The organism is Pseudoxanthomonas sp., from assembly GCF_027498035.1.
Taxonomy (GTDB): domain Bacteria; phylum Pseudomonadota; class Gammaproteobacteria; order Xanthomonadales; family Xanthomonadaceae; genus Pseudoxanthomonas_A.
Genome location: NZ_CP114978.1, coordinates 1,139,459 through 1,154,456 on the forward strand (window position 1 = coordinate 1,139,459; position 14,998 = coordinate 1,154,456).

At 66.8% G+C, this 14,998-nt stretch carries 15 protein-coding genes; 5 read left to right on the top strand and 10 right to left on the bottom strand.

The window, feature by feature from the left end; all coding sequences use genetic code 11:
• The first annotated feature begins 65 nt into the window (after positions 1-65).
• Positions 66-602 carry a Smr/MutS family protein gene (locus tag O8I58_RS04970; RefSeq protein ID WP_298321174.1) on the top strand — a complete coding sequence of 179 codons (537 nt, stop codon included), beginning with the start codon at positions 66-68 and terminating at the stop codon, positions 600-602.
• A gap of 109 nt (positions 603-711) precedes the next feature.
• Positions 712-1,371, top strand: coding sequence for a trimeric intracellular cation channel family protein (locus O8I58_RS04975; RefSeq protein ID WP_298322753.1), 660 nt, complete (start codon positions 712-714; stop codon positions 1,369-1,371).
• Between the two features lie 15 nt (positions 1,372-1,386).
• Here the strand turns inward: O8I58_RS04975 and truD are convergent, their stop codons facing one another.
• From truD to O8I58_RS05025, 10 genes are all read right to left on the bottom strand, one after another.
• Positions 1,387-2,424 (bottom strand): tRNA pseudouridine(13) synthase TruD, encoded by a 1,038-nt coding sequence (truD, locus tag O8I58_RS04980; RefSeq protein WP_298321175.1) that lies wholly within the window; start codon positions 2,422-2,424, stop codon positions 1,387-1,389.
• On the bottom strand, positions 2,421-2,912 hold the full coding sequence (gene ispF, locus O8I58_RS04985) for a 2-C-methyl-D-erythritol 2,4-cyclodiphosphate synthase (RefSeq protein ID WP_298321177.1): 492 nt from the start codon (positions 2,910-2,912) through the stop codon (positions 2,421-2,423). Before ispF ends, truD begins: the two co-directional genes overlap by 4 nt.
• Positions 2,913-2,916: 4 nt before the next feature.
• Positions 2,917-3,627, bottom strand: a complete 711-nt coding sequence (gene ispD, locus O8I58_RS04990) for a 2-C-methyl-D-erythritol 4-phosphate cytidylyltransferase (protein ID WP_298322756.1) — start codon at positions 3,625-3,627, stop codon at positions 2,917-2,919.
• Complete coding sequence (ftsB, locus tag O8I58_RS04995; RefSeq protein ID WP_298321179.1) at positions 3,624-3,998, bottom strand: cell division protein FtsB; 375 nt, start codon at positions 3,996-3,998, stop codon at positions 3,624-3,626. The genes ispD and ftsB overlap by 4 nt, the downstream gene beginning before the upstream one ends.
• A 45-nt stretch (positions 3,999-4,043) precedes the next feature.
• Positions 4,044-5,336 carry a phosphopyruvate hydratase gene (gene eno, locus O8I58_RS05000; protein WP_298321181.1) on the bottom strand — a complete coding sequence of 431 codons (1,293 nt, stop codon included), beginning with the start codon at positions 5,334-5,336 and terminating at the stop codon, positions 4,044-4,046.
• Between the two features lie 468 nt (positions 5,337-5,804).
• Positions 5,805-7,463, bottom strand: a complete 1,659-nt coding sequence (locus O8I58_RS05005; protein ID WP_298321183.1) for a CTP synthase — start codon at positions 7,461-7,463, stop codon at positions 5,805-5,807.
• 159 nt (positions 7,464-7,622) lie between these two features.
• A complete protein-coding gene (locus tag O8I58_RS05010; RefSeq protein ID WP_298321185.1) occupies positions 7,623-7,889 on the bottom strand; it encodes a hypothetical protein in 267 nt (88 codons plus the stop codon).
• A gap of 119 nt (positions 7,890-8,008) precedes the next feature.
• A complete protein-coding gene (locus O8I58_RS05015; RefSeq protein WP_298322759.1) occupies positions 8,009-8,743 on the bottom strand; it encodes a copper homeostasis protein CutC in 735 nt (244 codons plus the stop codon).
• 5 nt (positions 8,744-8,748) lie between these two features.
• On the bottom strand, positions 8,749-9,750 hold the full coding sequence (locus O8I58_RS05020) for a glycosylasparaginase (RefSeq protein WP_298321187.1): 1,002 nt from the start codon (positions 9,748-9,750) through the stop codon (positions 8,749-8,751).
• A gap of 33 nt (positions 9,751-9,783) precedes the next feature.
• Complete coding sequence (locus O8I58_RS05025) at positions 9,784-10,893, bottom strand: glucokinase (protein WP_298321189.1); 1,110 nt, start codon at positions 10,891-10,893, stop codon at positions 9,784-9,786.
• A 181-nt stretch (positions 10,894-11,074) separates the two neighbouring features.
• Here O8I58_RS05025 and parE point away from each other — a divergent pair, with 181 nt between their 5' ends.
• From parE to O8I58_RS05040, 3 genes are all read left to right on the top strand, one after another.
• A complete protein-coding gene (gene parE, locus O8I58_RS05030; RefSeq protein ID WP_298321191.1) occupies positions 11,075-12,964 on the top strand; it encodes a DNA topoisomerase IV subunit B in 1,890 nt (629 codons plus the stop codon).
• A gap of 206 nt (positions 12,965-13,170) precedes the next feature.
• Positions 13,171-13,896, top strand: a complete 726-nt coding sequence (gene pyrH / locus O8I58_RS05035; protein WP_298321193.1) for a UMP kinase — start codon at positions 13,171-13,173, stop codon at positions 13,894-13,896.
• Between the two features lie 66 nt (positions 13,897-13,962).
• Complete coding sequence (locus O8I58_RS05040) at positions 13,963-14,979, top strand: cation diffusion facilitator family transporter (protein ID WP_298321195.1); 1,017 nt, start codon at positions 13,963-13,965, stop codon at positions 14,977-14,979.
• The last annotated feature ends 19 nt before the right edge of the window (positions 14,980-14,998 follow it).

The following is a 14,998-nucleotide window of genomic DNA, read 5'->3' on the forward strand; positions in this document are numbered from 1 at the left end:
GATACCGGATCGACCAGAACGCTTCGCCCTTGCACGACGCGCGCGGCCACGTAACCTTCCATGCCATGAGTGATCCGCGCGACGAAGACGACGACGCCAGCCTGTTCCGCGAGGCCATCGGCCAGGTGCGGCGCATGGACGACGCGCCGACACCGCCGCGCAAACCACGCCCGCGCCCGGTCGCGCGCATGGCCCAGGCCGATGAACGGGCCGCCACCAGCGAATTCCGCCTGGCCCTGGAAGCCATGCCGATCGGTGCCGGCGATGTGCTGTCGCACCGGATCGAGGCATTACCGACCAGCATTTTCAATCGGCTCAAACGTGGTCAGTTCTCGGTGCAGGACGAACTGGACCTGCACGGCGCCACCGCCGGCCAGGCCGAGACCGCGTTGCGCCATTTCCTGCGCGATGCCCAGCGCAGTGGAACGGCTTGCGTCCGCATCATCCACGGCAAGGGCCTGGGCTCGGACGCGGAGATCCCCGTGTTGAAGAACGTGGTCGATCGCGTGCTGCGCCATCGCAGCGACGTGCTGGCGTTCCACTCCGCGACACCGGCACAGGGCGGCACCGGTGCGGTGGTGGTGTTGCTGGCGGCGCGATGACGGAAAAGCACCCACCAATGTGCCAAACCGACGGCAGTGGAAGTCGGGATGAGGCGCCTGAGTTCACCCCTTCAGACCCGACCAATGCAGGCTCACGGTCATGATCACCATCCACGCCGTCATTGATGTCCTCGACCTGGGCGGCACGTTCGTCTTCGCGATCAGCGGAGCGGTCGCCGCCGTCAATCGCCGGCTCGACCTTTTCGGGATTCTCGTGCTGTCTTTCGTGGCTGGGAATTTCGGCGGCATCAGCCGCGATGTGCTGATCGGCGCAGTGCCGCCAGCGGCACTGGCTGACGGGCGATATCTACTGGTCTCCGCCTTGGCCGGCATCATCACGTTCCTGTCCTATGCCGGCGTCGACCGGCTGCGCAGCCCGGTGCTCCTGTTCGACTCGGTGGGCCTGGCGTTCTTCGCCGTTGCCGGTGCGCAGAAGGCGATCACGTTCGGGCTGAGTCCGGTAATGGCCGCGCTGCTGGGCATGCTGACCGGCATCGGCGGCGGCATCATGCGCGATGTGCTCCTTCGGGACATCCCCCAGGTACTGCGCTCGGATCTCTATGCGATTGCCGCATTGGCAGCCGCCTCGGTCGTCGTCATCGGCAATTCGCTGGGCGTGCCCTATGGCGTCTCGGCAATCGCAGGCGGCGCCCTGTGCATCGGTATCCGCTTCATGGCCATCAGGTATGGCTGGAATCTGCCTGTTGCACGCCTGTCCGCGCAGAAGCGCGCCGGGATAGAGCCGCCCGATGACAAGAAGGCGCCCTGACACCAAGGCATGCCGTCAACGGATGCGATTGGCCTCGTGCACGGCGCCCAGTTCGTGCAACAGCGCGGTGGCGTAACTGCCGGGCAGCAGTGTGAAACGCAGCGTCAGCGTGGTGGCATCGACCCAGTCCCACTGCAGGTCGGCCGCCTGCTGGCGCAGGGCGCGGCGCTCCTGTTTCAGGCGTGCCGCTTCCAGGCCGGCACGCAGCGCGGGGCCGTCGCCTTCGGACAGCACGCGCAGCTCCAGCGCGGCGCATTCGCCCTGCGGACGCAACTCGCCCTCGCCCCATTGCGGCCCGCTGGGATGGATATCGAAATCCGCCAATCGCTGTGCCAGCGTGTCGTTGAAAGCCTCCGGGCCGAACACGCTGCGACTGCCAGCCAGCATCCAGACCTCGCCCTCCAGCCCGCGTTCCCAGCTACCGTCATGTACACGCGCGGACAGCACGCGGTTGAACAGTTCTGAACGCGCGGCCGACAGCAGCATCGAACGCTGCTCGCGCTTGACCTTGCGCCCTTCGAACATCGCCAGCGCCTGGTTGACGTTGTTGCCGCCACGCCCGAAGCGCTGCTCGCCAAACCAGTTGGGCAGACCACGCGCGGCGATATCCCGCAGACGCGCGTCGATGGCGGCTTGATCGCCCTGCACCTGGCGCAACACCAGCGTGAAGCGATTGCCGGCCAGCGCACCGCGCGGCAGCTTGCGGTTGTGCCAGGTCGAATCGACGACTTCCAGTTGTTCGCCGGCCAGCGTCGCCAGCTCCGGCGCAACCCGCTTGGGCAGGTGCACGCTGAAGCGCTGGGTGGTAACCGCGTGGCGATCCTTCATGCCGGCATAACCGATGCCAACCTCACCGATGCCCGCCCACTGGGCCAGCCTGCGCGCCACGTCCGAAGTATTCAGGCCACGCTTGCGCAGGGTCAGCAGCAGGTGTTCGCCCTCGCCATGCGCGGCGAAGCCGTCGATCTCGTCAACCTGGAAATCTTCGAGCTCACTCCGGAACACTGCCTCCAGTACCGGCGGGCCGAAGGCCAAAGGGAGCGCCTGGCTCACACCCGCACCAGCAGCACCACGGCCTGCGCCGCGATGCCTTCACCGCGACCGGTGAAGCCGAGTTTCTCGGTGGTGGTGGCCTTGACACTCATCGCATCGACATCGATGCCCAGCACGCTGGCCAGGTGCGCGCACATCGCCACCGCATGCGGGCCGACCTTCGGCCGCTCGCACATCACGGTGACATCGGCATTGCCGACCTGCCAGCCGCGCGCGCGCAGCAGGCCATCGCAATGACGCAGGAAATCGGTGCTATCGGCATCCTTCCACTGCGGATCGCTAGGCGGGAAATGCCGGCCAATATCACCCAGCGCCAACGCACCCAGCATGGCATCGCATAGCGCATGGATCACCACGTCGCCATCGCTATGGGCCAGCACGCCACAGCTGTGCGGCACGCGCACCCCGCCAAGCATCACGTGGTCGCCGTCGGTGGCGAAGGCATGCACGTCGAAGCCCTGGCCGATGCGGATCTGGGGAATGCTCATCTGATCAATGGTCCGAAGCCGTCACCCGCAGCGACAGGATGTAGGCGAAGCGATCCAGGTCGGCCGGCGTGGTGATCTTGAAATTGGTTTCGCTGCCTTCGATCAGCAGCGGGCGCAGGCCCTGGCGCTCCATGGCCATGGACTCGTCGGTGACGTCGATGCCGGCACCCGCCGCGTCATCCAGCGCGCGGGTCAGCTGCAGGCGACGGAACATCTGCGGAGTCAGCGCACGCCACAGCCGCTCGCGCGGCTCGGTACCATCCACGCCGCCATCGTCGCCGGCGCGCTTGAGCGTATCGCGCACCGGCGCAGCCAGCAGCGCGCCGACCGGATCTTCGCGACCGCGTTCGATCAACTGCTGCAGGTCTGCATCAGTCAGATTGGGACGCGCGGCGTCGTGGACCAGGACGAAATCATCGGCACGCACCTGATCCGGCAACACCTGCAATGCGGCCAGCACCGATGCCGCGCGGGTGCCGCCGCCGACGCAGGCGATCACCGGCTTGCCACCAAATTCGGTCCAGCCCGGCCACCACGGATCGTCCGCGGACACAGCCACGACCGCGCCTTCAATCAACGGATGCGCCAGCAGCGTGGACAGCGTCCAGGCCAGTACCGGCTGACCGGCCACGTCCAGGTACTGCTTGGGAATTTCACTACCGAAACGCAGCCCGCGGCCTGCCGCAGGCACGATCACCCACACCCCGTGCATCAGTTGCCCTCGGCCGCCGCGGCGGCCTCTGCATCAGTGGGTTCCTGCGGTGCCTGTGGAACCGGGGGCAGCGCTGCACCGGCCTGGCCCTCCGGTACATCGACCACCCGATAGAACTTTTCACCGGGCTTGATCATGCCCAGCTCGCTGCGGGCGCGCTCTTCCACGGCGGCCTCACCGGACTTGAGGTCTTCCACCTCGGCCGCCAGCGCGGCATTGCGCTGGTGCAGGCCTTCGTTCTCGCGGGCCTGGCTGGCCACCTGCGCGCGCATGGTGATGACCTCGCCCGAGCTGCCACGCCCGAACCACAGGTGGTACTGCAGGAAGGCCAGCAGCAACACCAGCACCAGCAGCAGCCAGCGCGGCTTGGCCATCTCAGTGCCTCAAGGAAGTGAAATGGCCAGCGCCCATCGCCCGACTCAGCGCTTGAGCGAGATGAACGCGTTGCGGCCGGCGTAACGCGCGCCCTTGCCCAGCGCTTCCTCGATGCGCAGCAGCTGGTTGTACTTGGCCACGCGGTCGCTGCGGCACAGCGAGCCGGTCTTGATCTGGGTGGCGGTGGTGGCCACGGCGATGTCTGCGATGGTGGTGTCTTCGGTCTCGCCCGAACGGTGCGAGACAATCGACGCGTAACCGGCGTGGTGGGCCATGGCGATGGCTTCCAGGGTCTCGGTCAGGGTGCCGATCTGGTTGACCTTGATCAGGATCGCATTGGCGGTCTGCGACTCGATGCCTTCCTTGAAGATCTTCGGGTTGGTGACGAACAGGTCGTCGCCCACCAGCTGGACCTTCTTGCCGATGCGGTCGGTCAGCTGCTTCCAGCCGGTCCAGTCATCCTCGGCCATGCCGTCTTCGATAGTAATGATCGGGTACTGCGCGGCCCAGTCGGCCAGGAAGTCGACGAACTGCTCGCTGGTCAGGCGCTTGTTTTCGCCGACCAGGTTGTACTTGCCGTTGTCGTGGAACTCGGACGAAGCCACGTCCAGGCCCAGCAGGATGTCTTCGCCCGCGGTGTAGCCGGCCTTGCCGATCGCTTCCAGGATGGTATCCAGCGCTTCGACATTGCTGCGGAAGTCAGGCGCAAAACCACCTTCGTCACCGACCGCAGTGCTCAGGCCATGCCCCTTGAGCACGCTCTTGAGCGCATGAAAGATTTCGGTGCCGGCGCGCAGCGATTCGGAGAACGAATCGAAGCCCACGGGCAGCACCATGAACTCCTGGAAGTCCACGTTGTTATCGGCGTGGGCGCCGCCGTTGATGATGTTCATCATCGGCACCGGCAGCTGCACGTCCGACTCGCTGGTGTCGGCCAAGTGCTGCCACAGCGGCTTCTTGTTCGAAGCGGCCAGCGCATGCGCATTGGCCAGGGAAACGCCGAGCAGCGCGTTGGCGCCCAGGCGGCCCTTGTTCTCGGTACCGTCCAGATCGATCAGGCGACGGTCCAGGCCTTCCTGGTCGGCAGCATCAAAGCCCTTCAGCGCCTCGGCAATCGTGGTGTTGATATTGCCGACGGCCTTGGTGACACCCTTGCCCAGGTAGCGGGTCTTGTCGCCATCGCGCAGTTCCACCGCCTCCTTGGCGCCGGTGGAGGCGCCGGAGGGCACGGCCGCGCGGCCAAAGGAACCATCAGTGAGCGTGACTTCTGCTTCCAGCGTGGGGTTGCCACGGGAGTCGAGGATTTCGCGGGCGTGGATCTTGGCAATCTGGGTCATGGGATCAGTCTTGGCTCTGTCGATCGAATGAGGGAAGTTGACCGCGCCCGGCATGGCCGAAGGAAGTCAGGAGCGCACCCGCGCAACGCCTCATCACGATGGCGTGCGCGTTCGCGAGCGAAGCGATTGTAGAGCGTGCAGGCCAACAATGCGGCCCCGAGGCTGGCCAGCATCACACCGCCGGTGGCAGCGCTGGTGGATTCGATGATTCTGGATGCCGGCAAACCGCCTTCGGCGACACGCTGCCAAAGGCCAGGCAGCAGGTGCGTGGCGATCAATTCAACGGCAAACGTGGCGAGCACCCAGCCCACCCCCTGGCGATGGCACAGGCCGGAAAAGCCATGCGATGGGGGCTCGCCAGCGGGCATCAGGCCATGACGCGCTCGTGCGGGGCAGCACGCTTGCCAGCTGCCGGACCTGACGCAACGGTTGCTCCAACCGACACGCTAGGTCCGACAGCCAGCGGGGTCACGCGCGCGCTTCCTTGAGCAGCTTGCCGCCAGCCTTGCGCTCGCGCGCAGCGCGGATGAAACCGACGAACAGCGGGTGGCCGTCGCGCGGCGTGGACAGGAACTCCGGGTGCGCCTGGCAGGCCAGGTACCATGGGTGCTTGTCGCGCGGCAGTTCGACCATTTCCACCAGCGTGTCGTCCATCGACTTGGCCGAAATCACCAGGCCGGCGTCTTCCAGCTGGGTGCGGTAGCGGTTGTTGAACTCGTAGCGATGCCGATGACGCTCCGCCACCACGTCGGCGCCGTACATCTCGCGCGCCAGCGTGCCGGGCTTGAGCCGCTGTTCCTGCAGCCCCAGGCGCATGGTGCCGCCCAGGTCGGAACGCTCGTCGCGCTTTTCCACATCGCCGGTGGCGGTGCGCCATTCGGTGATCAGACCGATCACCGGGTGCGGCGACTGCTTGTCGTTCTCGGTGCTGTTGGCACCTTCCAGCTTGCAGATATGGCGGGCGTAATCGACCACTGCCGCCTGCATGCCGTAGCAGATGCCGAAGTACGGCACCTGCTGTTCGCGGGCGTACTGGGCGGTGGCGACCTTGCCTTCAAAGCCACGGTCGCCGAAGCCACCGGGCACCAGGATGCCGTCCACGTCGTCCAGCGCGCCGGTGCCTTCCTCGATGTCCTGCGATTCCAGCCACTTCAGGTTGACCCGGGTGCGCTGGCGCAGGCCGCCGTGCTTGAGGGCCTCGCCGACCGACTTGTAGGCGTCCTTGTGGTCGATGTACTTGCCGACCACCGCGATGGTGACTTCGTCCAGCGGATTGACCGTGGCGTCGACCGCGGCTTCCCACTCGTGCAGGTCGGCTTCCTTCTGCGCCGGCAGGCGCAGGCGGTCGACCACGAACTGGTCCAGACCCTGCTCTTTCAGCCCCAGCGGAATCTTGTAGAGCACGTCCACGTCGCGCAGGCTGATCACCGCGCGTTCGGAGACATTGGTGAACAACGAGATCTTGCGGCGTTCGCTGTCCGGGATTTCCTGCTCGGAGCGGCACAGCAGCACGTCGGGCTGGATGCCGATCGAACGCAGTTCCTTGACCGAATGCTGGGTCGGCTTGGTCTTCAGCTCGCCAGCCGCGGCGATGTACGGCACCAGGGTCAAGTGCATGAAGACCGCCTTCTCAGGACCGCGCTCGGCGCGGATCTGGCGGATGGCTTCCAGGAACGGCAGCGACTCGATGTCGCCCACGGTGCCGCCGATCTCGATCAGGCCCACGTCGTAACCGGCCGTGGCCTCGTCGATGCTGCGCTTGATCTCGTCGGTGATGTGCGGGATGACCTGCACGGTCGCGCCCAGGTAGTCGCCGCGGCGCTCCTTGCGGATCACGTTCTCGTAGATGCGACCGGTGGTGACCGAATTCTTGCGGCTCAGGCGCGTACGCACGAAACGCTCGTAATGGCCCAGGTCCAGGTCGGTTTCGGCGCCGTCATCGGTGACGTAGACCTCACCGTGCTGGAACGGGCTCATGGTGCCCGGGTCGACGTTGATGTACGGGTCCAGCTTCATCATCGTGACCTTCAGGCCACGCGCTTCAAGAATGGACGCCAGGGACGCGGCGGCGATGCCTTTGCCCAGCGAGGACACTACGCCGCCGGTCACGAAAATCAGGGGAGTCATGGATCGGGGCTCCTGGAAAGCGATAGTTTACAGGGTGCAGCGCCTGCGGCCAAACGCCACGACACACGCGACGTTCCACCAGGCAGGCATTGACGGATGAAAAAACGCACGCCCCGACTGGCGGGGCGTGCGCGATTTGGTGCTTGGAAACAGCGGGCATTACTGCTTGCGCGTCTCCTCTTCCTCTTCTTTCCGCGGGGTGGGATTGGCCTTGGACTGGTCCTGGGTTTTCAGGCGCTGGTCATTGGCAGCACGACGCGCAGCGCGCTTTTCAGCTTCGCTGCGGGTGTCCTCGGTCTTGGCCGGGGCGGAGGAAGTAGCCGCCTTGCTTTCGGCCTGCGGGCTGCCGGAAGCAGCCATCGCAACGGCGGCAGTGGACAGTGCCGCAACGGCACCAGCCAGCAGCAATACGGTTCGGGATTTCATGGAATGACTCCTGGATGAGGAACCTCGGGGCATCGCAGCGGCGCGGGCGCCTTCTGCAACGGGCCAAAGCCTACGCCTGACGGTTTAGCGCGGCCTGAATGCCCCGAACGCCGGGCGCTTCAGGCCAGTGAATCAAGCCGTTCGCGCAACTGGCGGACCATATCTGCGTCGGTCCGCCAGAAGCCGGGCTCCAGGCCCGTGGGCGCCGGACCACCGACACCTGGCAGGCGCAGCTTGGCCGAAGCATGGAATTCGCTGACGCCCGCCCGTTCGGCAAGCGCTTCCAGCGTGTCCGGGGTGATGCCCGCGCCAGCCATCACCGCCAACCGCCCCGCCGACTGGGCAACAAACCCCGTGATCGCAGCCGCACCGGCCGGCGCACTGTCGCGCTGGCCCGAGGTCAGCAGGCGCTCGCAGCCCAGGCCGATGACCGCCTCCAATGCACCAACCGGATCGGCCACGCAGTCGAAGGCCCGATGGAAGGTCACGCCCAGCGGCCCAGCCGTCTGGATCAGCCCCGTGCAGCCGGCCACATCCACCAGCCCCCGCGCATCCAGCGCGCCCAACACCACCCCATCGCACCCCAACCGCACGCACAGCTCGACGTCCCGCCGCATCACTTCCCATTCGGCGGGCGAATAGACGAAGTCGCCGCCGCGCGGACGGATCAGCACATACAGCGGGATGCGCAGGCGGTCGCGGGCCACGGCCAGGGTGCCGTAGGACGGCGTGGTACCACCTTCGCCGAGGTTCTCGCACAACTCCACCCGGTCGGCGCCACCAACCTGCGCGGCCAGCGCCGATTCCAGGGAACTAGCCGCGATTTCCAGGGTGTACCGACCGCCCGCGACCACCGGACTCACACCTGTTCGGTCGCGTAGATGGACTGCGAGGGCAGCAATGCATCCTGCCTGCCGGCATCGCAGACGGCGTAGACGAAGCCCTTGTGCAGCGCGAACGCGCCGACCTCGCCACGATTGTTCATGGCCAGGAAGCACACCTGCAGTTCCTTGCTGGCCTCCGGGCGCTTGTGCACGACCCGCGCGATGGCCTCGCGGCAAGCGTCGGCCGGCGAATGGCCCTGCCGCATCAGTTCCACCACCAGGAAGCTGCCCACGTTACGGATCATCTCCTCGCCCACGCCCGAGGCGGTGGCGCCGCCGACGTCGTTATCCACATACAGGCCAGCGCCGATGATCGGGCTGTCGCCGACCCGGCCATGCATCTTCCAGGCCATGCCACTGGTGGTGCAGGCGCCGGCCATCCTGCCGGTGCTGTCGATGGCCAGCATGCCGATGGTGTCGTGGTTTTCGGTGTTACCCGGAATCGCGCGCCGCTCGACGTTGATCTCCGGCTTGTACTGCGCCGTCCTGAGCCATTCGCGCCAGGCTTTTTCGGCCTCGGGCGTACGCAGCGACTGCTTCTTGAAGCCCTGGGCAATCGCGAACTGCTGGGCGCCCTCGCCCACCAGCATCACGTGCGGGGTGTTTTCCATGACCTTGCGCGCGACCGAGACCGGGTGATCGATGTCCTCGATCGCCGCCACCGAACCGCAGCGGCCGTCGCCATCCATGATGCAGGCATCCAGGGTCACCACGCCGTCACGATCCGGATAGCCGCAGCGGCCGACCGTGGAATTGCACTGGCCGGTCTCGGCCCAGCGCGCACCGGCTTCCACCGCATCCATCGCATTGCCGCCCCTGGACAGCACTGCCCAGGCAGCCTGGTTGGCCGGCACACCGAAATCCCAGGTGGACACGACCCTGGCGCCGGTAGCGAATACCTGGGCGCGCAGCGGCGGCAACATCGCCGCACCGGTGGCCAGGACCGTGGTCTGCAGGAAACTGCGGCGTGAGGGCATGCGGGGTCCTTGACGTTGTGGGAGTGATGAAACCTAGGTAGCAGTGAACCGTAAACCGTTGGCCTGGTGCCAGGCGGCCGCGCCGATCACGCCCAGCCAGCCGTGGTCGATGCAGAACACCGGCACCTGCCGCAGCGCAGGCGCCAGCACGCCCTTCTCCAGGAACCGCTGCATGAAACCGCCGCGCGCGAGGTAATGGGTGATATGCCCGGCGATGCCGCCCGCCAGATAGACCGACTTCGCGCAGAAGGTAATCGCCAGATCGCCAGTGAAACTACCCAGCCAGCCACAGAAAACATCCAGACACTCCTGCGCCAGCGGGTCATCGCCGGCATCGGCGGCAGCTACCAGCTCTGCCGGCAGCTGCCAGCGCGGGGCCGCGCCTGCCCGGTCGCAGAGCGCGCGATACAGCGTCATCAGGCCGGTGCCGGACAGGATGCGCTCGGCATCCACATGCGCGAACTGCTGTTGCAGGCCCTGCAGGATGCCCATTTCCAGCGGATTGCCCGCGGTCAGCGAAGCGTGGCCGGCCTCACTGGGCAGCACGCGATACCCGGACGGATCGGACACCAGCAACGCCGCACCCAGGCCGGTACCCGGCCCCAGCAGCAGCGCCGGCAGATCGGCCAGACCGATCCCGGGGCCGTGCAGCGCGGTCATCTGGGTCTGCGAGACCTGCGGCAGCGCCCAGGCCAGCGCCTGGAAATCGTTGATCAGTTCAAGCTGGTCGAGCCCGGCGCCGACACGCGTCTCCGGCAGCGATACAGCCCAGGGCAGATTGCTGTTGAGCAAGATGTCGCCCTGCAGGACACCTGCAATGGCGACCACCGCCGACACTGGCGGCGCTCCCAGCCCTTCGGCCTGCAATTCCTCGCCAAACCGGCGCAACACGGCGGCCAGGCTGGGGAACTCAGCGCAGGCATAGCGGCGCTGGCCGACGATTTCGGCCATGCCCTGCTCACCCCGGGCCAGACCCAGCCGGGCAAAGGTGCCGCCCACATCTGCGGCGATGAACGCACCGACGCTGCTGCCTTTCAAATCGCCCACAAACTGCGGCGCGGTACTGTCCACCACCCGATAACTCTCCTGTGCCGTGACCTCGCAGCGACCGCCGCGCACCGGAGTTGGCACGCGGACCGGCATGGCGCGCCGTCCTGGCCCGATTGTATCGGCCAAGTGCGGCTTTCATGGTGCCGGCGCCTGCCAAGCACGCATGCGTCGCACCGGTTGCGCCGCGGCAGATGGTCGTCACGGACGTGCAAAACCCCGCCCCAGCCCGCACACTTGCCCGCCTTCGTGGCCTCCACACGACCTGATTGAACGCATGAATACCCGCTACAACGCCGCCGATATCGAAGTCCTCTCCGGCCTGGACCCGGTCAAGCGCCGCCCCGGCATGTACACCGACACCGCGCGCCCGAACCACCTGGCGCAGGAAGTGATCGACAACTCCGTCGACGAAGCCCTGGGCGGCCACGCCAAGATCGTGGAAGTGACCCTCTTCAAGGATGGCAGCGTCGAGGTGGCCGACGACGGCCGCGGCATGCCGGTGGACATCCACCCGGAAGAAAAGATCCCCGGCGTCGAGCTGATCCTCACGCGCCTGCATGCCGGTGGCAAGTTCAACAACAACAACTACACCTTCTCCGGCGGCCTGCACGGCGTGGGCGTGAGCGTGGTCAACGCGCTGTCCACCCTGGTGGAAATCCACATCAAGCGCGACGGCAGCGAGCACCGCATCACCTTCGAAAACGGCGACCGCGCCAGCCCGCTGGAAGTGGTCGGCAGCGTCGGCAAGAAAAACACCGGCACCCGCGTGCACTTCTGGCCCGATCCGAAGTACTTCGACACGCCCAAGATCAACGTGCGCGCCCTGCGCCACCTGCTGCGCGCCAAGGCCGTGCTGTGCCCGGGACTGACGGTCAAACTGTTTGATGAGGCCAGCGGCGAGCGCGAAAGCTGGCACTACGAGGACGGCCTGCGCGATTACCTGAAGGGCGAGATGGGCGAGCGCGAACTGCTGCCCGCGCAGCTGTTCGTCGGCAGCCTGAAGAAGGAGACCGAGATCGTCGACTGGGCCGCGGCCTGGGTGCCCGAAGGCGAGCTGGTCCAAGAAAGCTATGTCAACCTGATCCCCACCGCCCAGCACGGCACCCACGTCAACGGCCTGCGCTCGGGCCTGACCGACGCGCTGCGCGAGTTCTGCGACTTCCGCAACCTGCTGCCGCGCAACGTCAAGCTGGCGCCGGAAGACGTCTGGGACCGCGTCACCTTCGTGCTGTCGCTGAAGATGACCGACCCGCAGTTCTCCGGCCAGACCAAGGAGCGCCTGTCCTCGCGCCAGGCCGCCGGCTTCATCGAAGGCGCCGCGCACGATGCCTTCAGCCTGTGGCTGAACCAGCACGTGGAAACCGGCCTGCAGATCGCGCAGCTGGCCATCGACCGCGCCAGCGCACGCCTGAAAACCGAAAAACAGATCACCCGCAAGAAGATCACCTCCGGCCCGGCCCTGCCCGGCAAGCTGGCCGACTGCATCAGCCAGGACCTGTCGCGCACCGAGTTGTTCCTGGTCGAAGGCGACTCGGCTGGCGGCAGCGCCAAGCAGGCCCGCGACAAGGACTTTCAAGCCATCCTTCCGCTGCGCGGCAAGATCCTCAACACCTGGGAAGTGGCTTCGGGCAGCGTGCTGGCCTCGGAGGAAGTCCACAATCTGGCCATCGCCATCGGCTGCGACCCGGGCAAGGACGACATCTCCGGCCTGCGCTACGGCAAGGTCGTGGTGCTGGCCGACGCCGACTCGGACGGGCTGCACATCGCCACCCTGCTCAGCGCGCTGTTCCTCAAGCATTTCCCGGCGCTGGTCGATGCCGGGCACGTATTCGTGGCGATGCCGCCGCTGTTCCGCGTGGACGTGGGCAAGCAGGTCTTCTATGCGCTGGATGAAGAAGAAAAGCGCCTGCTGCTGGAAAAGATCGCCCGCGAAAAACTCAAGGGCCAGGTCAACGTGACCCGCTTCAAGGGCCTTGGCGAAATGAACCCCTCGCAGCTGCGCGAATCGGCGATCCACCCGGACACGCGCCGCCTGGTCCAGCTGACCGTGGCCGACGGCGACGACACCCACGGCCTGATGGACATGCTGCTGGCCAAGAAGCGGGCGGGTGACCGCAAGAGCTGGCTGGAGACCAAAGGCGATCTGGCTTCGCTGGAAGTCTGATCCTGGCGTTCGCTCACCTTCCCCCGTCAGCAGGAGCGCCCCATCGGCGCGATGGAGCTTCCCCGATGAAGCCCATCGCGGGCATGGCCCGCTCCTACGCAGGAATGCTTCGGCCATGTCGCCATTGCATCGATGGAACCTGACGCACCCGGTGCCGGTCGGCTAGACTTGCCGGCGTTTGCCCACGTCCAAAGAGATCACCCCCGATGACCGCGCCCCTCGCCTATCGCCGCATCCTGCTGAAACTTTCCGGGGAGGCGCTGATGGGATCAGAGGATTACGGCATCGACCCCAAGGTCATCGGCCGGATCGCCCGCGAAATCATTGAAGCCCGCGATGCCGGTGCCGAAGTCGCCCTGGTGATCGGCGGCGGCAACATCTTCCGCGGCGCCGGCCTGGCCGCCAGCGGCATGGACCGGGTCACCGGCGACCAGATGGGCATGCTGGCCACGGTCATCAACGCACTGGCCATGCAGGACGCGCTGGAAAAGCTCGGCGCCAAGGTCCGCGTGATGAGCGCACTGAAGATCAACGACGTGTGCGAGGACTACATCCGCCGCCGCGCCGTGCGCCACCTGGAAAAAGGCCGCATCGCGATCTTCGCCGCCGGCACCGGCAATCCCTTCTTCACCACCGACTCGGGCGCGGCGCTGCGCGCGATCGAGATCGAGGCCGACCTGTTGCTCAAGGCGACCAAGGTCGATGGCGTCTACGACAAGGATCCGCGCAAGTTCCCCGATGCCAAGCGCTTCGACACCCTGACCTACGACGAAGTGCTGGGCCGCGGCCTGGAAGTCATGGACACCGCTGCGTTCGCGCTGTGCCGCGACAGCGCGGTGCCGCTGCGCATCTACGACCTGGGCGTGCCGGGCAACCTGATGAACATCCTGCGCGGCGAGAACATCGGCACGCTGGTGGCAGGCCGCAGCTGATCCGCCAACAGGCGCGACACGTGCCTGTAATTGTGTCCGCGGCGGCAGCACAGCACGCTTGCCGCCATGTCGCACGCACATCCCCACGATCACGCGGGCCACAGTCACGACCATGCCGGTCATGACCATGGCCCTGCGCACGCGCCCGCTGGCGGGCACGGCCATTCCCACGATGCAGGCACGCGCGGCTACGCCGTGGCGATGCTGGTCAACCTGGGCTACACCGCGCTGGAGGCCGGCTACGGCTTCCACACCAATTCGCTGGCCCTGCTGTCCGACGCCCTGCACAACCTGGGCGATGTGCTGGGCCTGGGGCTGGCCTGGGCCGCGGCTGCCATGGCGCGGCGCACGCCCACGGCCAGCCACACCTACGGCTGGCGCAAGGCGACCCTGCTGGCACCACTGACCAATGCCATCGTCCTGATGGTGTTTTCCGGCGGACTGGCCTGGGAGGCGGTGCGGCGCTTCAGCGAACCGCCCTCGATCGCCGCCCTGCCGGTGATCGTGGTGGCCGCCATCGGCATCGCGGTCAACCTGGGCGCCGGCTGGCTGCTGCATGGCAGTGGCGGGCATGGGCATTCCCACGGTGGCCAGGACCTCAACAGGCGCGGCGCGATCCTGCACCTGCTGGCCGATGCCGCGGTGTCGCTGGCCGCGGTGATCGCCGGCCTGGGCATGTGGTGGCTGGGCTGGGAATGGCTGGACCCGGCCACCGCCCTGCTCGTGGGCGTGGTGATCGCCGTGGGCACCTACGGCCTGCTGCGCGAGAGCTTTTCGGCCGCCATGGACGCGGTCCCCGACCACATCGACCAGGCCGCGGTGGGCGACTTCCTGTCCGGCCAACCCGGCATCACCGCCATCCATCACCTGCACATCTGGCCGCTGGGCGCGGGCGAAGTGGCGTTGACCGCGCACCTGGTCCGCCCGGTTGCCGACGACGACGATGCCTTCATCGACGCCACCGCGAAGGCCCTGGCCAATCGCTTCGGCATCAGCCATGCCACCCTGCAGTTGGAACGCGGCCAGGCCTGCACCCAACCCTGCCATGGCACCACCGCTGCCGGTCCCGTGCACGACCACTGACCTGCCGGTTGCCGCGTCG